General features: G+C 45.3%; 14 protein-coding genes. 5 read left to right on the top strand and 9 right to left on the bottom strand.

Annotated features, from left to right (window positions below):
• Positions 1-42: 42 nt before the first annotated feature.
• Entirely contained in the window at positions 43-2,637 is a 2,595-nt protein-coding gene (gene clpB, locus HXT26_RS05940; protein WP_422111986.1) for an ATP-dependent chaperone ClpB, read from the bottom strand.
• Positions 2,638-2,965: 328 nt separating this feature from the next.
• Here clpB and HXT26_RS05945 point away from each other — a divergent pair, with 328 nt between their 5' ends.
• Positions 2,966-3,781 (top strand): fumarylacetoacetate hydrolase family protein, encoded by an 816-nt coding sequence (locus HXT26_RS05945; RefSeq protein WP_004119563.1) that lies wholly within the window; start codon positions 2,966-2,968, stop codon positions 3,779-3,781.
• A 38-nt stretch (positions 3,782-3,819) separates the two neighbouring features.
• Here HXT26_RS05945 and HXT26_RS05950 read toward each other — a convergent pair whose 3' ends face one another.
• The 3 genes from HXT26_RS05950 to HXT26_RS05960 all read right to left on the bottom strand — a co-directional run bounded on the left by HXT26_RS05950 (position 3,820) and on the right by HXT26_RS05960 (position 6,586).
• On the bottom strand, positions 3,820-4,620 hold the full coding sequence (locus HXT26_RS05950) for a YggS family pyridoxal phosphate-dependent enzyme (RefSeq protein ID WP_004119565.1): 801 nt from the start codon (positions 4,618-4,620) through the stop codon (positions 3,820-3,822).
• Positions 4,621-4,654: 34 nt separating this feature from the next.
• Positions 4,655-5,704 carry a glutamyl-Q tRNA(Asp) synthetase gene (locus tag HXT26_RS05955; RefSeq protein WP_422111987.1) on the bottom strand — a complete coding sequence of 350 codons (1,050 nt, stop codon included), beginning with the start codon at positions 5,702-5,704 and terminating at the stop codon, positions 4,655-4,657.
• Positions 5,705-5,854: 150 nt separating this feature from the next.
• Positions 5,855-6,586 (bottom strand): MIP/aquaporin family protein, encoded by a 732-nt coding sequence (locus HXT26_RS05960; protein ID WP_101886166.1) that lies wholly within the window; start codon positions 6,584-6,586, stop codon positions 5,855-5,857.
• A gap of 663 nt (positions 6,587-7,249) precedes the next feature.
• Here HXT26_RS05960 and HXT26_RS05965 point away from each other — a divergent pair.
• From HXT26_RS05965 to upp, 4 genes are all read left to right on the top strand, one after another.
• On the top strand, positions 7,250-9,487 hold the full coding sequence (locus HXT26_RS05965; RefSeq protein WP_064340417.1) for an RNA degradosome polyphosphate kinase: 2,238 nt from the start codon (positions 7,250-7,252) through the stop codon (positions 9,485-9,487).
• A 289-nt stretch (positions 9,488-9,776) separates the two neighbouring features.
• Positions 9,777-10,919 carry an NUDIX hydrolase gene (locus HXT26_RS05970; RefSeq protein WP_064340418.1) on the top strand — a complete coding sequence of 381 codons (1,143 nt, stop codon included), beginning with the start codon at positions 9,777-9,779 and terminating at the stop codon, positions 10,917-10,919.
• 46 nt (positions 10,920-10,965) lie between these two features.
• Complete coding sequence (locus tag HXT26_RS05975; protein ID WP_422111988.1) at positions 10,966-11,619, top strand: thymidine phosphorylase; 654 nt, start codon at positions 10,966-10,968, stop codon at positions 11,617-11,619.
• 291 nt (positions 11,620-11,910) lie between these two features.
• Positions 11,911-12,549: a uracil phosphoribosyltransferase gene (gene upp, locus HXT26_RS05980; RefSeq protein ID WP_004119581.1), complete on the top strand. Its 639-nt coding sequence runs from the start codon at positions 11,911-11,913 to the stop codon at positions 12,547-12,549.
• A gap of 128 nt (positions 12,550-12,677) precedes the next feature.
• Here upp and HXT26_RS05985 read toward each other — a convergent pair whose 3' ends face one another.
• The 5 genes from HXT26_RS05985 to HXT26_RS06005 form a co-directional block, all read right to left on the bottom strand.
• Positions 12,678-13,475, bottom strand: coding sequence for a type 1 glutamine amidotransferase (locus HXT26_RS05985; protein WP_415688507.1), 798 nt, complete (start codon positions 13,473-13,475; stop codon positions 12,678-12,680).
• A gap of 5 nt (positions 13,476-13,480) precedes the next feature.
• Positions 13,481-14,899, bottom strand: a complete 1,419-nt coding sequence (locus HXT26_RS05990; protein WP_415688506.1) for a Mur ligase family protein — start codon at positions 14,897-14,899, stop codon at positions 13,481-13,483.
• A gap of 15 nt (positions 14,900-14,914) precedes the next feature.
• Complete coding sequence (gene dnaB / locus HXT26_RS05995) at positions 14,915-16,375, bottom strand: replicative DNA helicase (RefSeq protein ID WP_422111989.1); 1,461 nt, start codon at positions 16,373-16,375, stop codon at positions 14,915-14,917.
• Positions 16,376-16,440: 65 nt separating this feature from the next.
• Positions 16,441-17,802: an MATE family efflux transporter gene (locus HXT26_RS06000; RefSeq protein ID WP_415688504.1), complete on the bottom strand. Its 1,362-nt coding sequence runs from the start codon at positions 17,800-17,802 to the stop codon at positions 16,441-16,443.
• A gap of 418 nt (positions 17,803-18,220) precedes the next feature.
• Complete coding sequence (locus HXT26_RS06005) at positions 18,221-19,999, bottom strand: ammonium transporter (protein ID WP_422111990.1); 1,779 nt, start codon at positions 19,997-19,999, stop codon at positions 18,221-18,223.
• Between the last annotated feature and the right edge of the window lie 95 nt (positions 20,000-20,094).

The raw sequence follows: 20,094 nt of genomic DNA on the forward strand, positions 1-20,094 counted from the left end.
ACAGCACGCTTTTTTATTTGACTACATTGAAGAATGCAGGAACTACGCAATCTTTAGGGTCACATGGTCGTCGCTCTCTGCGCAATCCGCAACTACGCGAGCGCCATCATGCACATCGCCAGAAAGCAGCAATCGAGCAAGCTGATCGCCAATTTCCGTTTGAACCAATCTACGCAACGGACGAGCACCATAAACTGGATCATAGCCATGCTCCGCAAGCCAAGCGCGAGCAGAGTCACTCACATCTAAGCTAATGCGGCGGTCGCTCAAGCGTGCAGCCACTTGACGAACTTGAATATCCACAATTCCACCAAGCTCTTCGCGGCTCAACGGATGGAACATAACAAGCTCATCCAAACGGTTGATGAACTCTGGCTTAAACTCAGCGTGAACAGCGTTCATAACAGCCTTGCGTTTAGCAGCATCGTCCAAGCCCTCTTGCACAAGGAATTGCGAACCCAAGTTTGATGTCATAATCAAAATCGTATTCGTAAAATCAACCGTTCTACCCTGGCCATCAGTCAAACGACCATCGTCCAAAACCTGCAACAAAACGTCGAATACTTCTGGATGCGCCTTCTCAACTTCGTCAAAAAGCACTACAGAATACGGACGTCTACGCACAGCTTCAGTAAGCTGGCCGCCTTCCTCATAGCCAATGTAACCAGGAGCAGCACCGATTAGACGCGAAACGGAAGCCTTTTCCATGTACTCGCTCATATCAATGCGAACCATTGCACGCTCGTCGTCAAACAAAAAGTCAGCAAGAGCCTTAGCAAGCTCCGTCTTACCAACGCCAGTAGGACCCAAGAACAAGAAGGAACCAGTTGGGCGATTCGGATCTGCAATTCCAGCACGGCTTCTGCGCACAGCATCCGCTATAGCCTGAATTGCTTCGCTTTGACCAACCACACGCTTAGAAAGCTCCTTTTCCATGTTGAGCAGCTTCTCATTTTCGCCTTGCATCAAGCGACCAACAGGAATGCCCGTCCATTCGCTAACGACTCCTGCAATAGAATCAGCATCAACCTGATCCGGAACCATTGGCTCTTTTGCTTCACTTTTAGCATTAGCAGCCTCAGACTCCGCTTCTTCCAAAGCTTTTTGAATGCTTGGAATTTCGCCATACAAAATACGGCTTGCTTGTTCCAAATTGCCTTCACGCGTGAATTTGTCGGCTTCTACGCGCTTAGCGTCGAGTTGCGCTCGCAAATCACCAACCTTGTTATGGCCAGCCTTTTCCGCATCCCAACGCGCTTTCAATCCAGAAAGCTTTTCGCGCGAGTTAGCTAATTCTTCCTGCAACTTTTCTAAGCGTTCGCGCGCAGCAGCATCTTCCGCTTTCTTTAATTGCATTTCTTCCATTTCAAGACGCGTAACTTTGCGCTGCAATTCGTCGATTTCTTCTGGCTGTGAATCAAGCTCCATGCGCAAGTGAGCTGCCGCTTCATCCACCAAATCAATCGCCTTATCTGGAAGTTGTCTGTCAGTAATATAGCGGTTTGAAAGCGTTGCTGCGGCTACGATTGCATCGTCACTAATCGTCACCTTGTGGTGTGCTTCGTAACGTTGCTTAAGTCCGCGCAAAATCGTCACCGTGTCTTCAACAGACGGTTCGCCAACAAACACTTGCTGGAATCTGCGTTCAAGCGCCGAATCCTTTTCAATATGCTCGCGATACTCGTTAAGCGTAGTTGCACCAACCAAGCGCAGCTCACCGCGCGCAAGCATTGGCTTAAGCATATTGCCAGCATCCATTGAACCTTCTGCAGATCCTGCTCCAACAACAGTGTGAATTTCGTCAATAAACGTAATAATTTGACCGTCCGATTGCTGGATTTCCTTCAACACTGCCTTTAAGCGTTCCTCAAATTCGCCGCGATACTTAGAACCTGCAACCATCGAAGCCAAATCGAGACTGATAAGACGCTTGTTTTGCAAAGTTGTAGGCACATCTCCTGCAACAATTCGCTGAGCCAATCCTTCTACAACTGCCGTTTTACCAACGCCCGGCTCTCCAATTAGCACAGGATTGTTCTTCGTGCGGCGAGAAAGAATCTGAATCACGCGGCGAATTTCCTGGTCTCGTCCAATTACTGGGTCGAGCTTTCCTTCGCGAGCGCGCGCAGTCATATCAACAGAATACTTTTCGAGCGCTTTGTAGTTGCCTTCAGCATCCGGACTTGTCACTTTTGCGCCACCGCGCACAGTTGGCACAGCTTTTCTCAACACGTCTGCAGAAACATTGTGCTTTTTGAAAATATCCGCAACAGCGTTTGGTTCGCTAGCAACCATGCCAATAAGCATGTGTTCCGTAGAAACGTATTCGTCTCCCATTGCGCGCATTTCTTTTTCTGCCTGGCTTAAGGCAGCCAAAAGCTGACGACTTGCATCTGGCTTAGTTGTAGTTGAACCAGTAGATGAAGGCAATGCCACTAATGCATTACGAATTTCAGCACCGATTTGTTGCGCGTCCGCCCCCGCCTGAGCAATAAGCGCGCGAACGACGCCCTGCTCTTGGCGAAGTAAAGCATCCGCCAAATGCAGAGTGTCAACTTGCGCGTTGCCAGCAGCCGCTGCACTTTGCACAGCGTCGCTTAATGCGTCTTGCGCTAAGGTTGTAAACTTTTGTTCCATATCTACCTCATTTCCACGAAAGCTCTAAAACACATTTCAGTTAAGTCAAATCGCTGCAACTTTTATTGCAATTTCAAGCTTTTTGACGATACTTTTGAGTTCTAACGAGCTTTCACTTTCATGCATCTGATACGTATAACAGATTTTCCTATAACTTTATTCCTAAAACTTGAGTGTACTAGACTCAAGTTTTGTTTTCAAGAACTTTCAATCGCAAATAATTTACGCAAATAATTTACGCAAATAATTTAATTAAGCAGCAAGCAAAGTTTAGTTAAGTATCGAGCAATGCTTAATTAAGTAGCAAATATGTCGTAATCTTAAAAATATGAGAATTGCACGTTTTTCGTATAATGAAGTTCCGCAATACGCTTTCGTTCAAAAAGACGAAACCGACGGTAAAGATTATTTAGTAGCCCTTGAAGGACATCCTTTAAGTCCGCAAGGAGTTAAGCCAACTGGTAAACGTTACGCGTTGGACGCTGATGGCGTGCGTTTACTCGTGCCTGTAATTCCATCAAAAGTATACGGATTGGCAAAAAATTACGATACCCGTTCTGACGACGAGCGCGCTGCTTCTCCTGCGGCATCTTCGCATACTGCTGCAGACATGGTGATTTTTACAAAGCCGAGCACTTCTGTAATTGGTCCGGACGATCCGATTGTGATTCCTGCTTGCTCAAACGACATGAATTTTGAGCCAGAAGTGGCAGTTGTTATGGGCAAAATCGCCAAAAATGTAACTGCAGCTACCGCAATGAATTACGTTTTTGGCTTTACTTGCGTAAATGACGTAACTTTACGAGATTGCGCAGGAAGCGACCCAATGTGGACGCGCGCAAAAGGTTTCGACACTTCTTGCCCACTTGGACCTTGGATTACAACCGAGCTAAATTGGCGCGATGCACATATTTCATTTACGCTTAATGGTGAAAATGTGCCGGAAGCTGACGGCACTACAGCTCGACTTATTCACAGTATTCCTGAGCAAATTGCAGCGATTTCAAGCTTCTCAACGCTTCTTCCAGGAGACGTGATTTTGACAGGAACCCCATACCCGGCTGGGACTTTACGCGCGGGTGACGAAGCGATTGTACACGTAGATGGCATCGGTTCGCTGCGCAATGTGATTGTGCATGCGTAACTACAATCATCAATTTGGCTTAAAACTTTGACTTAAGACTACACAAATGCGCGTGGGCCAAAGATTGCCGAACCGATTCGAACCATCGTCGAGCCTTCGGCAATCGCCCACGCAAAATCGCCGGACATTCCCATCGAAAGCTCTAATTTTGCAGAGTTTCCATCATAATCTTGCGCGAGTTGTCCACTTACACAATCTCGAATTTCTCGCAATTTTGCGAAACCACTTCTCACTATTTTTTCATCATCCACGCGCGCTCCGAGCGTCATAAATCCGTGCAAATTAAGCGCCGGAAGACTAGATATAGCGAGCGCTTCATCAATCGCACGTTCTGGCGCGCATCCCGATTTCGTAGCTTCTCCCGAAACATTCACTTCCAACATAACGTCTGTGCAAAGTCCCAAATTTTGCGCGCGCGTAGATATTTTTTGCGCAAGTTCAATGCCGTCAACCGACTGAATACCATTTGCAAGTGGTAAAACTTTATTTATTTTATTGCTTTGCAGCTGACCGATTAAGTAGAGTGGAATTTCACCGTTCACTCCAACGCTTAAACCTTCTCTAGCAGCTTGTGCGCGTAAAATCTCGGCTTTTGCAACGATTTCTTGTGGGCGATTTTCCCCAACTACTCGCACTCCAGCTTTAAGCGCTGCCATGATTTCGCCAACATCTCGCGTTTTAGTTGCGGCAAGTAGCGTAACCGACTCAGCTTTGCGACCATAATGCAATTCGGCTTGAGCAATGGCGTCTTGCACGCTGTGCACGCCGTCGGCAATTTGACACGCACGAACACAATCGACTTCAGTATTCGCTAAATCTTTTTGCGTCATATATGCCATTTATGCCCCAATCTATCAAACCTAACTACATAGTTTAGTCAAGGAAGGGCACGGATTTGTCGGCTAGGTTTGCGCGAACAGAATCCCACGGCGTGTCAAAGCTTTCAAACAACGCAAGCGCATCGGCAGCACTCATATCTACCGATTGATTTTGACCATGCTTTTTGTATCCCAGAAGATACATACAATAGCCAATCATGCGCTCGGCACTCCAGCCAGATTCTCGAAGCGCACCGACGTCTAGCGAGTGCTTACTTTTTGCAAGCCGCTCACCTTGAGCGTTATCAATTAGCGGCAAGTGCGCAAATTGCGGACGCACATAATGCGTACCGTGAGCCGCAAAAAATCCTGATTTTTCAAGCAGCTCACCAATCCAAATTTGAAGCGCCGCAGAACGAAGCAAATCGCGGCCGCGCACAATGTCGTTTACTCCGCTCAGAACATCGTCAACAACAACCGCAAGCTGGTACGAAAAAACGCCATCCGCGCGGCGAATCACCATGTCACCCAAATCGCGATTAATGTTAAACGATTGCGCACCAAAAATCGCATCTTCAAAATCAATATTTGCTTGTCTTAAATCAGCAGGCGGCACCGCAAGTCGCAAAGAATGTTGCTGGTTATTTTGCAAACGCTTTTCGATTTGTGCCAAACCTTCCGCAGTTTTGCGCAGATTTCTGCACGTACCCGGATAGCGTATAAAACCGTCGCCTTCTTGCGGAGCTGCAATCGCGCGAATATCGGAACGCGAGCAAAAGCAAGGGTAAATCAACGACTTTCCGTCGTCGTCTTGCAAAGATTCTAGCGCCTCAAGAGCTTCTTGGTAAATTGCGGTGCGTTCATGCTGATAAGTCGGCTCGCCGACCCAATCAAGCCCAGCCCAATGCAAGTCGTCAATCACTCGCGCGCTAGCATCCTTTGGCATGCGCGCAATATCAAGATCTTCTAGACGTAAAAGCATGTGTCCGCCTTGCGATTTTGCAGAGAGCCACGCAGCCAACATTGCTACCATATTGCCAATATGCATACGCCCGGAAGGAGTAGGCGCAAAACGACCAATTGCAATAGTTGACTTCGAAAACATGATTTAGTCTTTCTTAATATCTTTAATTAATAAGCATAAACTTGCAAAGCATAAGCTTACAAAATAAAAAGCGCGTAACGCATTCATACTAGCATTACGCGCTTCTTACAATCGCAATCAACCGCAATCAAGCACAGTTAAAAGCAATGTTTATGCAAATAACGACTTATACATAACCACACCCAAGATTGCGCCGGCAATAGGAGCAATAACTGGAATCCACGCTTCACCCCAGCGAGAAGATCCCTTGTGCGGAATTGGCAAAATTGCGTGAAGCAAACGCGGCATAAGATCACGAGCAGGATTCAAAGCAGGACCAGTTGGTCCGCCCATAGAAGTCACCAAACCCCAAACCACGAAGCCGACAACGATTGAAGCGCCAGCCAAATTCTTCTCACCCCATGGAGAGGTAAGGCAGCAAAGAGCAGCCAGAACAAGCACAAGCGTGCCAAAGAATTCGTTAAGGAAGTAATTAAGCTTGTTGTTATAAGCATCCGTAGTGCAGAAAGTGCCAAGAATAGCTCCCGGCTCCTCAGTTTCGTTGTAGTGCGGCAAATACGTTACGTACACAATAAGCTGACCAACCAACGCACCCAAAAGCTGAGCTACAATATAAGGCACAACGTTAGCCCATGGGAACATGCCGTTTACAGCTTGCGCAATTGTCATAGCAGGATTGATATGCGCGTGGGAAATTCCGCCAAACATGAGCACTGGGAACATAACACCAAAACCGTAGCCCATAGCAATATTTAGCCAGCCAGCATGGTGCCCTTTAGTATTTTTTAATTCAACGTTTGCTACAGCACCGTTTCCGAAAATCATGAGAATAGCAGTGCCAATAAATTCTGCAGCCAACATTGCCATAAACGAATGTTGCATGGTCCTTCGATCCTTCTTACCTGTTTCAAACTCCACACACGTAATCACGCGCATAAATAACGACTCGTCACTTAACAATCGTCCAACAACTCGCAATTGCGATTAGCACAGCATGGAACACAATATATTCTCATTTTCAAAGAAGCTAAGAAAATGAATTCCAACATTTATTCTTTGATAGTTTCCCTTATACGCGCGACAGTCTGCGTAAATAGTAAAATCGCCCTCACATCAAAAGAGGCCCACCACTTTGGCGAGCCTCTTATCTACAAAAACAATATCTGCGGTTTCATCTTCACAACATCCTCGTTGCAACGGTTAAAGTCTTAAATATCCCGTCCAACGTCCACGGATTTCATATCCATACACTTTTGTGGGTTACCGCTATCTCTTTTTTGTTTTTGTAATTATTATTATCATCGTTTTTTACCTAATAGTAAAGAGCAAATTAGCCTTTGTTAACATATTGTCACTACTGTTCAATTGCACACGAAAAATCGTAACTCTTGCGGCCTTTTGTGAACATGCAAAGGTTATCATGTTAAATTACGTTCGCATGAGACACACTCCGGCGTGTCGCAAGATATTTTTCGAGCGCGAAGCAAGCAAATAAAATCGACACTCATTCGCGCACTTCCCTTACAACGCATACAATTACAGAATATGGTACAAATTTTTGACGCTCCCTCAAAGGCGATTCTGCGCGGTCAAATTGCAGAGCATATCGCCGAAGATGAAAAGGCAGAAAAGCGTGAAGCTCGTGAGGGTGAGCTACCGTTGCCAAAAGATCGTTTCTTCGACCGAGAATTAAGCTGGTTGAAGTTCAATCGTCGCGTGCTTGAGTTGGCTCAGAATACAGATTTGCCACTTCTTGAACGCGCTAATTTTGCTGCTATATTTGCGTCAAATCTCGACGAATTCTTTATGGTTAGAGTTGCAGGATTAAAGCGCAGAATAGATTCTGGAATAGCAGTAACTGCAGCATCCGGCTTAAGCCCTCGCCAGCAGTTGCGCGCTATTAGTGAGGTAACTCACCGCCGTCAAGATGAGCACGCTCACTATGTTATTGAGCACATTCTTCCTGAGCTTGCCAAACAGCGCATTGTTTTGCTCAGCTGGGATAAGCTTACAGAATCAGAAAAAGCACGTTTGTCTGATTACTACAAAAAGCAAGTTTTCCCTGTTCTTACGCCTCTTGCAGTGGATCCTGCGCACCCATTCCCGTACATTTCCGGCAAGTCTATTAACTTGGCTGTTATCGTCGAAAATCCAAATTCTGGAAAGTCGCATTTTGCTCGTGTAAAGATTCCAGATAATTTGAATCGCCTTGTACCAGTTGACGATTTAACAGACGAGGAAGGTCGCGAAGAGCGTTACGGCTTCATTACTATGGAAAAGCTGATTGCAGCACACTTGGAATCGCTTTTCCCAGGCATGATTATTAAGGAAGCCCGCTCATTCCGAGTTACGCGTAACGAAGATATTGACGTTGAGGAAGATGACGCAGAAAACTTGCTCAACGCTATGGAGAAGGAACTTCTTCGCCGCCGCTTTGGACCGCCAATTCGTTTGGAAATTTCTAACGAGGCCAGCCCATTCCTTTCTCAGCTTCTTGCAAATCAGCTTCGCGTAAGCCCTGAGGAAGTATATCGCTTGCCTTCGCCGCTTGATATGACGGTACTGTTTGAATTGCAAGCGCTTGACCGCCCTGATTTGAAGTATCGTCCGTTCATTCCTACTACAAACCGTCAGATTGCGGAAGTTGAAACTAGCCACGCGCAAGATATTTTCGCTTCTATTCGCGAGCATGACATTTTGTTGCATCATCCTTACGATTCGTTCTCTACTTCTGTGCAAGCATTCCTCGCGCAGGCTGCCGCGGATCCAAAAGTGCTTGCAATTAAGCAGACTTTGTATCGCACGTCTAGCAATTCGCCAATTATTGACGCTCTTGTTGACGCAGCTCACGCTGGCAAGCAGGTACTTGCGCTGGTTGAGATTAAAGCACGATTTGACGAGGATGCAAATATTGCGTGGGCGCGTAAGCTTGAGCGCGCAGGCGTTCACGTTGTGTACGGCATTGTTGGTTTGAAAACTCACTGCAAGCTTTCGCTCGTGGTTCGTCAGGAAGCAGAAGGATTGCGCCGCTACTGCCACGTTGGTACAGGTAATTACAATCCTAAGACTGCTCGCTTGTACACGGATTTGGGATTGCTTACTTGCGATCCTGTAGTCGGCCAGGATTTGACTCGCTTGTTTAACCAGCTTTCTGGTTACGCGCCGAAGTCTAGTTTCCACCGCCTGCTTGTTGCCCCTCGTACAGTTCGCACAGGTATTATTGCGCGAATTCAGCGCGAGGAAGCTGCAGCTCTTGCTGGTAAAGAAGCATGGATTAAGATTAAGGTCAATTCTGTAGTTGACGAGCGGACTATTGACGCTTTGTATCGAGCTTCGCAAGCTGGAGTAAAGATTGATATTGTTGAGCGTGGTATCTGCTCGCTTAAGCCTGGCATTGAAGGATTGAGCGACAATATTCGCGTTCGTTCTATTCTTGGCCGATTCCTTGAGCACAGCCGCATTTACGCTTTTGCTAACTCTTGCGGTCCGCAGATTGGCGACGGTCCTGCAAGCGGCCCAGAAGTGTGGATTGGTTCGGCTGATTTAATGCACCGCAATCTTGACCGCCGCGTTGAGACGCTGGTTCGTATCAGTGCGCCTGATCAGGTTGAAGCTTTAATCCAGTACATTGATTTGCAAATGGCTGATTCTACTGTTTCGTGGTGGATGGATGGTGACGGCACGTATACCTTGCATTCTCGCGATAAGGAAGGTCGTCCGCTCGTTGACAGCCAGGCTTACTTGATTCATACTCACACGCGTAAGCCTCGCGGCGCGAACTAATCGCAAGCAACTAAATAAACGATAAGTAAGAGCCAGATTCAGTAACATGTTTCTGGCTCTTTTTGTGTTTATTACCACTTCTAATCTGACTAAATCTCAAGCGTTCCAGCAATAGTCGAAATCTTCTACAGCACCATTTGCCAGTTTTAGGAAGTTTTTTAAGTAATTATTTATCAGTTTTGGCAAATTTAAGGATTATAAAACAATTTGTTACTGTTATGACTGTGACAAAAGTAAAAGATTACGGCACAACTAAAAGTTGTGAAAGAAAACCGCTAAAATAGTGAATATGAGTGCAGTAACGACGCAATACGTTGAAGCAGCTGGCGGAATAATCTATCGCAAGCGCAATATTACCAACAGCTCAAATGCAAGTGGAGAGGCAAAAACAAGCAGCGACGCAATAAAGTTTAGCGACGACGATTTTGAACTTTGCCTAGTCTACCGTCCTAAATATGACGATTGGAGCTGGCCGAAAGGAAAGAACGAGCCAAAAGAATCGCATCGTCACACAGCTGTGCGCGAAGTTGGAGAAGAAACAGGATATTCAGTCGTACTCGGCCCGCACATCGCCAAAATAGAGTATCCGCTTGAACGCGAAGGCAAAAAATCTTCCAAGAACAGCTCATCAAATAGCAACCAAAATCGCAATCCCCAGCCGGAAGTCATAAAGCGAATCCACTACTGGATGATGCGCTTAATCGATAAGCCAACCGCAGCAAAGCGTCTTCCTGCTTTCGGACCAATTAAGCCTGCTAAACCCACTGAAATCGGCAATGTGTTATGGCTTACTCCTTCTCAAGCACGAAAAAAGCTTACGCACGATAGTGACCGCGAAGTGCTAGATGCTTTCTTAGAGAAGCTACACGAAGGTCAAGCAGAATATAGCACGTTGCTTTTAGTGCGTCACGGAAAAGCTGAGTCTCGAAAAACTTGGCAAGGAAGCGAAGCGACTCGACCAATCACGCCTCTAGGTGCTGCCGCTTCATACGCTTTAGGCCGCGAGCTTGCCTGCTACACGCCGAATAAAATCATATCGTCTCCTTGGAAGCGTTGCTTAGAAACAGTTGCGGCTTTTGCGCACGACTCTTCGCTTTCTATCGAACAGGTTGCGGAACTTACAGAAGATTGTCACGAGAAAAAACCAAAATCTACATTGTCTGTGCTTATAAGAGAAATACAAAATATTGAGCAAAATGAACAAAATGCAAGCACAGTCAACAACGCAACCGTCATGTGCTTGCACCGCCCAGTTATCGGCACTTTCTTCGATTATTTATGCGAAATAACAAAACCTAGAGCACACAAACGCATACTCAGCCAAAAATCTCCATACATGCCTACAGGAAGCGCAATAGTTTTGCACATCATTAATACTCCTAAAGGCGCTCGCATTATCGATATTGAAAAGGTTCTTCCAAGTGTCTACTAGTTTAAATTCGCAATCGAGTTCTATTCATTCAAGCAGATCTGCTTTTATGCCAAGCCCCACAGGAGCCGCCCGTCCTAGCAGACCTGCACAAATGGATCCTGCGATGCTCGCGCAGATTGAAGGCGGCACAGATCCGCAGGTTGTAAACGAAATTAGCCACACTTCAGCCGCTGTTTTACTTAACCGCGTTCATAGAACGCAGTCGCCGGAAATCGTTGAGCGCGTGCTGAATTTGGTTGAGAATGAAGGAATTGAAGTTATTGCAGATTTGTGGAGTCACGCGGAAGCTGAGTCTCTTCCTGAAATGTTGTGGCGACTGTATTTATTGCGCATGTCGCTACGAAAACAGCGCGAAGCTTACGCTGAGTATTGGCGCCTTGGCGAGCCTGAAGCAACGAGCGCTTCAGCTATTACAGGAATTGACGAAGCTCCTACAGGAGAGGATATTGCACGACTTGCAGATTCTATTCTTTCCGGTGCTTTTACAGGCGATTTTGCTGTAGCGCTTTACAGATCTTCAGCTTTTACTTCGATTATTGCACGCGGAATGCGAGTTTACGCAGAAAAGTTAGACGAGCAAGCAAATACAATACATACGCAGAAAATTGCAAAAGTTTTGCACGTATCCGCTAATATGCACGCACTCTCGTTATCTTTTGCTCATGGAGCGAAATTGTGGCGCGCAGGAAAGTTGGAATAAATTATTTTCGATTAAAATTGTGCGGCGCGTGAAAACAGAAAACAAGGTATACTCAAAATGATGCTGGCTTGTGCTTAAGCCCCGGGCTCCATTTTTTGCCGCTGCGAGCGGCGTTTGCGCCGACAGGCGCTTTCGCAAGTCAGTATCGTTTCTGTTTTTGAATTTTAGATTTTAATTTTGTTAGATAAGTTTAAATAAAATATATTTTTACTCAACATTTGTTTATATTTCGCGCAAAAATAACGGCACGCCGCTAGCTTAACGTGCAATGCTTGCACTAATCTAGAAGGTATGGATCTTCATGTTTTACATCATCCGCTGGTGGACCACAAGCTCACCGTTTTGCGAGATAAGAATACACCTTCTAACATTTTCCGCGAGTTGGTTTCCGAATTGGTAACCCTCGAAGCATACGAAGCAACCCGCAATTTGGAAGTTAGCGATCGCGAGATTGAAACTCCTATTTGCAAGATGACTGGCAAGCATTTGAACCGCCCACGCCCAATGGTTGTGCCGGTTTTGCGCGCTGGTCTTGGCATGCTCGACGGCATGACTCGCCTTCTTCCAACCGCTGAGGTTGGATTCCTTGGCATGAAGCGCGACGAGCAGACGCTCGATATCATCACTTATGCCAACCGTTTACCAGAAGATTTAACTGGCCGTCAGTGCTTCCTTCTTGACCCAATGCTTGCCACTGGTGGCACTCTTATTGCTGCTACACACTATTTGGCTGAGCGCGGTGCTAAGGACGTTACTGCTATTAACATTTTGGCAGCTCCAGAAGGCTTGGAACGCCTGGAGAAGGAGATTGATCCTTCTATTGACTTTAAGGTTGTTGTTTGCGCTGTTGATGAGCATTTGAACGACAAAGCTTATATCGTTCCAGGTCTTGGCGACGCCGGCGATCGCTTGTATGGCTTGATTGACTAATAGTTACTAACCAAATCAAGCGAAAGCTAGAATCAAAAACTACAAAAAGCCTGCTGATTTTGCAACACTTTGCAAGTTCAGCAGGCTTTTGTGTTTAGCGTTGACAAATTTTGCGCAGATAAATCTCTTTACCGCGGACGAGTTACGGCCACTTCGCGAGCGCGCTCTGCTAATTCGTCTAGTTTAGCAATTTCCGCGCGTTGAGAATCAGTCTGCTTTGGCGAAAATTCGCCGTAACGATTTTGCGCAGCAGTACGGATTAAAAAGTCAGCCAGACGCGGATTTTTTGGCAAAACTGAGCCGTGCATATAAGTGCCAATAACATTGTATTTGCGCGCTCCTTCCGTGTGATCCTTGCCATTATTACCGCAATTTTCACTATCAACCGAGCCAAGTGGCTGAGTATCACCCTCCAAGCTTGTTCGTCCAGAATGGTTCTCATAGCCCACAATATCGCCAAAATCGTCGCTATGTTCCACAAGATTTCCAATCATGCGCACATCTTGACCAACCGTATGCTCACCAAGTATTCCAATTCCTTTAAGCTTTTGACCCTCAACGGTTTCAAAATACTCTCCAAAAAGCTGGTAAAGTCCACAAATCATAAGCATTGGAACGCCATCTTTTGCAAGCTCACGAATCGCGTCCGCGCGCGCAAATAAATCTTCAGTAACTCTGCTTTGCCCATGATCTTGACCACCGCCGCCAAGAATCATATCCACGCGCTCTGGCCATAAATCGCCAACGTTGTACTCGTGAAGCACTGGCTTGTAACCGTACAATTCCGCTCGGCGCATAATCGTAAGCACATTGCCGTAGTCGCCGTAAATATTCATGTCTTTTGGATATAGCGACACAATATGTAGCACGCGATTTTCGGCTTCAAAAGTAGCATTTGCTTTACTAATATCACTGGAACTATTCATGACAATTACTTCCCAACTCCAACGTCTTTAACTTCCGCAAGTTGCGCTAAAGCCGCGCGCACGCGAAGCATGGCAGTATACGTGCAATATATGCGTTTAGCATTTTTAGCGTTGCCACTAAAAACGCCGTTTACAAAAGCTTTAGCATCTTCTTCCAAATCCGTATTCACATTGCGAGCCGAGACTTTATCGTATTGCAGACGCAAAGCCATATCCCATGCGCGAGTACCAGAAACGCACTCAACTCCAGTGCCGCTAAAGCTTGCAAAATCAACGTCCCACAGCCAGCTCATGTCTCTACCGTCAGCGTATTCGTCACAAATTGCAATCATGGTATCGTGATTTTTCGGATGATCCGAAGCGATTGCAAGCCTAAAACCAATAGGATTCTTCACTAAAACAAGCTCAACAGGAGCACCATTAACTTCAATTACTTCGCCTCTACCAAAAGCAGGAGTTACGTGCGAAATCGCTTCCATAAGCGCATCGTCATCAAATTTTTGCAACGCAGAATTTTGTTTTGCAGCGTCCGCCAAGATAGCGCGAACTACTGTTGCTGCAGCAGCAGCGTTGAAAATATTGTAAGCGCCGTCGAGTTTTACAGAAGTAGTTTTACGCTTGCCATCAAGTATAAACTCAGCATCATGGTCTCCAACTTTTGAAAGCACAACATCTGCTTTAGGAAGATTGTTAGCCTTGCTCTCTGCAGCATCTTCGCAATTTTCGCTTTTTTCAGTGTTATTGTGCAAATCATCATCCGTCGGGAACATGCTTTTTACAGCGTCATCCAAACCAAAATACCGCACACAAGTCCCGGAAGGAACAACTTTTGCGAGCGCGCAAATACGTGGATCCTCACGGTTTAGCACCACCGTTCCTTCAGTTGCTTCAGCTACGTTGCTTAATAGTTTTGCAGTTGTGTCAATTTCGCCAAATCTGTCGAGCTGATCTCGCATAACGTTTAGCAATAAAGAGTAGCGAGGCTTGATTTGATTTACAAAATGCACTGCGTACGCTTCGTCTAGCTCTAAAACTGCAATATCCGCATTTAGTTTTGTGCCAAAAGCAGGCATTGTTTTTGCAAGGGCTGCCACTACTCCTCTAGTAAAGTTTGAACCGGTTGGATTAGTAAATACGTTAAGTCCTGCGTCGCGCAGCATAGAAGTTACCATACGCGTTGTGGTAGTTTTGCCATTGGTGCCAGAAATCAACACTATTCCGTACGGCAATGCGGCAAGAATGCGCGCTAAAAAGCCAGAATCGAGGCTCTCAATAACTTTCCCAGGCAATGCGCTTCCACCATGATGTAGCAGCCTAGAAAGCGCGCAAACAAGTTTACCAACAGCAGGCATGGCAAAACTGTACCAATGCTTATGCAAATTTTGGCGCAACTTTTTATGCGATTCATGGTCGCGGCTTGACATACTAAATCACACCCCTTATTGCTGGTAGTCTTGCGGCATATCCATGAACTTGGAAGTTGCACCCAAGAAGGCAAGATTAAACGTGTCAGTAGGGCCGTTACGATGCTTTGCCATAATAATATCTGCTTCGCCCGGGCGATCTTCCTTATTGTAAAAATCAGGACGATGCACTAGGAACACAACGTCAGCATCCTGCTCAATAGAACCAGATTCGCGCAAATCTGAAAGCTGTGGTTTCTTGTCGTTTCGCATTTCCGGTCCACGATTAAGCTGGCTCAAAGCCACAACTGGCACTTCAAGCTCTTTAGCAAGAAGCTTCAGCGCACGCGAGAATTCCGAAACTTCCTGCTGACGACTTTCCACACGCTTGCCAGAACTCATCAGCTGAAGGTAATCGATAACTACTAGCTTCAGATCATTAGTTTGCTTCAAACGGCGGCATTTTGCGCGAATTTCCATCAAGCTCATATTTGGACTGTCATCAATAAAAAGCGGAGCGTTTTGCATTTTTGTCCAAAAAGTATTAAGAGTATTCCAACGATCTGGAGTAATATCTTCCGCTCTTCGCATAGCAGCGAGCGGAATATTAGTTTCTGCAGCAATAATGCGCTGAGCTAATTCCACTTTGCTCATTTCTAGAGAGAACACAATAGACGTCATATTGTGGTGTAGTGCTGCTGAGCGCGCAAAATCAATGCCAAGTGTTGACTTACCCATAGCCGGACGACCAGCAACAACAATCATTTGACCAGGCTGCAAACCCTGCGTAACTTCGTCAATATCTCTAAATCCAGTCGGCACACCTTGTTCAAGTTCGTGATTTTGCATTTTATCTAACTGATCAAGTGTATTTTGCAAAACTGGACCAATAGCAACGTAATCTTGACGCACTTTACCGGCGCTCATTTCATACACTTCTGATTGCGCAAGATTTACAATATCTTCTGCTTGCGCTCCGGAAGCAGAATAGCCCATTTGTGCAATTTTTGTGCCAGCAGTAATAACGTTACGAAGAACAGCATTTTGATGCACAATATCTGCGTAGTACATTGCGTTTGCGGCTGTTGGCACAGAAGCTACTAGGCTGTGCAAATAGTCAGCTCCGCCAACTTTATCGAGATTTCCATCTTTCATTAATTCGTTAGCTACAAGCACAACGTCAACAGGCTGTGAACCAGCGAAAAGCGTAAGAATAGCATCGTAAATTGTTTGGTGGTGCGGTAAATAAAAATCTGATGTTTCAAGTAATTGAGACACCTCGCCAATAGCATCTTTGCTCATAAGCATTCCGCCAAGCACAGCCATTTCTGCATCGACATCGTGAGGAGGCACACGATCAAACAACGTAGCACCTACTTCAGCACCACGATTTGCAACGCCAGAACCATATGCAGAGGCGTCACCATTGCCACCACGATTACTCCCTGCGCGGATAACATTGCCTTTAGTAGATTGCCACATATCATTATCAGCCATAAAAACGAGTATAAACGCGCGCACGTATTATGAAAAAACGTAAATGTATTAACACAAAACTTTATTTACATTTTTAGCGCAGAATCCATCCACGTATCATTTCTTATGCGCAAACTATTGCCTATTGCACGCCCACCAATATAAACAGTATTTAAAACAACCCATAAAGTAATAGTTCTTACCACGTCATTAGCGTCGACGACGACATCAAAAACGCTTGTGAGCGCCAAAAATGTTAAATACACAGCAGCCATTACTGAGCAAGCTTTTGCTAAGTAACGGTGATCGCCTGCGCCAATTAATACGCCATCTAGTGCCCACATCCATCCAGCAAGAGGCAAAAACAATCCTAATATTGTCATGCCTACAGAAATTAAAAACTGAATATCTGTATGCTGACTAAATAGTGGCGCGCAACTCCAACCCACGAAAATCATGAATAAACCGACTCCTACGCTGCTTACAGCTCCCACTTGAGCACAAATACGCGTAATCATTCCTGCGCGCTTACGACAGCCTGCACCTAGCGCTGCAGCAACAATAGTCTGCGCAGCAATACCAATTGCATCTAAAATATTCATAACAAAATTCCAGCAAGAATTAGCAACCTGATACGCGGCGAGAGTATTGGTACCGAGATGAGTCGCAGTAACAACCGTAGCTACCATGCACACGCGCAATGCAAGTGTACGAACAAACAAAGGCATACCAGTTCCAGCAGAATGTAGAATATGCTGGAAATGCGGTTTGAGACGCGCGCCACTTTGAGTAGCCCAAATAATTGCAGGAATAGTGAGAACAAGTCCCATATACCATTGCGCAATCATTGTTGCAATACCAGAGCCAGCAATTCCCATGTTGAGACCAAATACTGCGATTATATCGAGAATTGTATTTAGAACAGCTCCACTTACAGCAGCAAATAATGTTATGCGCACGTTGCAAAGACCGCGAAATATGCCATTTGCTGCATATACGAGTAGCATCGCAGGCAATCCAGGCATAATCATTTGTGTGTACACAATAGCATTTTGCAACGTAGAGCCACGCGCGCCTATTGCGTAGCATAACGGTTCAGCGGCAAAAATAAGTATGACTGTAAGAATTATGCCGAGCAATAATGCAAGCCACAATCCATCCATGCCAATGCTAAAACCTTCTCGACGCTTACCTGCGCCTAAAAGACGAGCAACCTGTGAAGTTGTGTTGTAAGCCAAAAATAAGCAAAGACCTGTAGTAGTAAGAAGTACCGTTGATCCGATAGAAAGACCTGCTAGAGCACTTTTGCCAATGTGGCCAATAATAGCAGTGTCAATGAGCACAAATGCTGGCTCAGATATGAGCTGTCCAAAAGTTGGTACGGCTAGTAGCCAAATATTGCGTAATACGTCTTTTTTGTTCTGGTTGTCCAACTTTTGATTTGTCATAATGCTTCATTCTACCGCTACTTTGTCACGCTTGTATAAAAGAAGATTGCAATTGCTAACAAATTTCATGTAAAAACAACTGCAAGTGAAGTAACACAAATATGCGTAAATCGCAAATAAAAATATTATTTTAAAAAGTTATCCGCAGGATATCCACAATGTTATCCCCACTATGTGGATAAATTTGTGTGATATCCACGTAGACACGCCTAAAATGTGGATAACTTATCTTTTTTATCCACATCAAGCAATTCGTGCGTGTCATATGAATAACTTATTCATTAAAAATAACTTATTAATTAAAAACTTGATTTTAAATTAGCAAAAATAACAAAACCGCATATCTTAGATAAGACATGCGGTTTATATCAAAATAACTAGAACTTGTTGCTAAACAATAGCGCTTACGCACATACGTCTATTCTTTAGCACTATTATTTCGTTTTCCTGTTTTCTTATTATTCTGCGCTGATTTATCTTTTTCTACAGTTTCAGACTCTTCTTCAGAAGAAGACTCTTTCTGCCCAACTCCAGATTTAGGATCAGCCTCAGAATCGCCTTGCTCAGGATTTGCCTCAGATTGATCAACCATAAAATCAGATTGTTCAACCTCGTCTTCACCCATATCAATATCAACAGAAGTAAGAACAGCCATTTGAGTTTTATTTGCATCATCATCTGCAACAGCAACTACAGCGCCATCATGACTTTGTGCAATAGAAGAAAAATCGTAAGCACGCTCTCCTTGATCAGCTAAATCAACGCCCTTACGTTCCTTAGCTTCCGAGATTCGCCATCCAAAAAGCTTTTCAAGAACAAAAGCTAGCACTGCAGTTACAGCACCTGCATAAAGCACCGTAATCCCAATCAAGCACAGTTGTGCAACTAACTGATGCCAATCACCAACAGCGAGTAATCCAGAGCCATCAGCAAATAAGCCTACTGCAAGCACACCAATAAGCGCAGCAACACCATTCACGCTAACTACATGCAAGGCACCATCGTAGCGCACAAAAGTACGAGAGTGAGTCACTAGAGAAGTAATAACACCAGAAAGAACACCCAAAACTAAAGCCCACAATGGAGCAATAACATCCGCGGCTGCAGCACTTGCAGCTAATCCAGCCATAACACCAGACGCAGCTCCCAAAGCAGTAAAGCATCCAGAGTGTAAACGTTCAGTCACACCCCAGGCAAGCATTGAAGCAGAAGCAGTTATTGTGGAACTCACCCAAGCATAACCAGCAACTCCAGGAACACCTGCAGAAGAACCAATCATTAACCCAAGCCAACCGAACCAAATCAGGAAAACGCCAAGCATAACGAAAGGAACATTATGCGGCTGGCGAGCAGCAACACCATTTTCGACTGCTGACTGCGTTGCAGTGGATTCAGCAGCAACTTCAGTTACTGTAGCAACTGGAGAGACAACAGTCTCACTAGCGGCATTCTTAGCATGCTCAACATCAGCCCACAATGCGCGCGATAAACGACTTTTAGGATTACGCGAATTAGTAGCTCCAGAATTAGCATTGCCACTCGTATGCGCAACATTCTTAATATGCAAAACAAAACGCTTAAGAGGGAAGTGAGCATGTCCGCCAATGATCATAACAATTGCAAAAGCCGAAACAGCCGCAGCAATATGCAATATAGAGCCACCCGCGAAGTCATGCACTGAAATACCTAACGCCTGTGAAATAGCACCATTAGGCGAAAGCAATCCACCACCGCACACCATATGCGCTAACGGAGCGAATACTAAAGTAATCCACACAGCTACGAAAATAAGCCAAATAGCGTAACGCACTCGACCGGCTAGAGCTCCAGTAATAAGCGCTACTGCAACAACAGCACATGCTAAACGAAAAGCTGCAGGAATGCCACCAGATAATCCGGAATTTGCGTCCATAGACGTAAACACACCATGATCTGCCACCATCGAATCACGGAATAGCAAACCACTCAATGGATCACCTATAACACCACCAGCCATATCTTTGCCAGCAAAAGCTAACGACCATCCCCACAGCGTCCAAACCAGTGTAGTTACAGCAATAGCGCCAGCTGAAAGCATCATCATATTCACCATGGAAGTAGCGCGTTCACGGCCTCCATAGAACAGGGCAATACCCGGCGTAATAATAAACACCAACGCGCCAGCCAACAATGCCCATTGCGGATCCATTGTGGTCATTTTTCACCTCAATTATTTGAAACAGCGCAACAATAACATCATTGCAGCTTAAGTATTACTTTATATAACTATTGTACCGAGAAACTCTTATAGCC

This window comes from Gardnerella sp. DNF00497B, assembly GCF_049262725.1.
Taxonomy (GTDB): Bacteria; Actinomycetota; Actinomycetes; order Actinomycetales; family Bifidobacteriaceae; genus Bifidobacterium; species Bifidobacterium leopoldii.

Coding starts and splice junctions, on each gene's coding strand:
- HXT26_RS05990 (WP_415688506.1), bottom strand. CDS start 14,899: ATGTCAAGCCGCGACCATGAATCGCATAAAAAGTTGCGCCAAAATTTG.
- HXT26_RS05975 (WP_422111988.1), top strand. CDS start 10,966: ATGCCAAGCCCCACAGGAGCCGCCCGTCCTAGCAGACCTGCACAAATG.
- clpB (WP_422111986.1), bottom strand. CDS start 2,637: ATGGAACAAAAGTTTACAACCTTAGCGCAAGACGCATTAAGCGACGCT.
- dnaB (WP_422111989.1), bottom strand. CDS start 16,375: ATGGCTGATAATGATATGTGGCAATCTACTAAAGGCAATGTTATCCGC.
- HXT26_RS05945 (WP_004119563.1), top strand. CDS start 2,966: ATGAGAATTGCACGTTTTTCGTATAATGAAGTTCCGCAATACGCTTTC.
- HXT26_RS05950 (WP_004119565.1), bottom strand. CDS start 4,620: ATGGCATATATGACGCAAAAAGATTTAGCGAATACTGAAGTCGATTGT.
- upp (WP_004119581.1), top strand. CDS start 11,911: ATGGATCTTCATGTTTTACATCATCCGCTGGTGGACCACAAGCTCACC.
- HXT26_RS05960 (WP_101886166.1), bottom strand. CDS start 6,586: ATGCAACATTCGTTTATGGCAATGTTGGCTGCAGAATTTATTGGCACT.
- HXT26_RS05955 (WP_422111987.1), bottom strand. CDS start 5,704: ATGTTTTCGAAGTCAACTATTGCAATTGGTCGTTTTGCGCCTACTCCT.
- HXT26_RS05970 (WP_064340418.1), top strand. CDS start 9,777: ATGAGTGCAGTAACGACGCAATACGTTGAAGCAGCTGGCGGAATAATC.
- HXT26_RS06005 (WP_422111990.1), bottom strand. CDS start 19,999: ATGACCACAATGGATCCGCAATGGGCATTGTTGGCTGGCGCGTTGGTG.
- HXT26_RS05965 (WP_064340417.1), top strand. CDS start 7,250: ATGGTACAAATTTTTGACGCTCCCTCAAAGGCGATTCTGCGCGGTCAA.
- HXT26_RS06000 (WP_415688504.1), bottom strand. CDS start 17,802: ATGACAAATCAAAAGTTGGACAACCAGAACAAAAAAGACGTATTACGC.
- HXT26_RS05985 (WP_415688507.1), bottom strand. CDS start 13,475: ATGAATAGTTCCAGTGATATTAGTAAAGCAAATGCTACTTTTGAAGCC.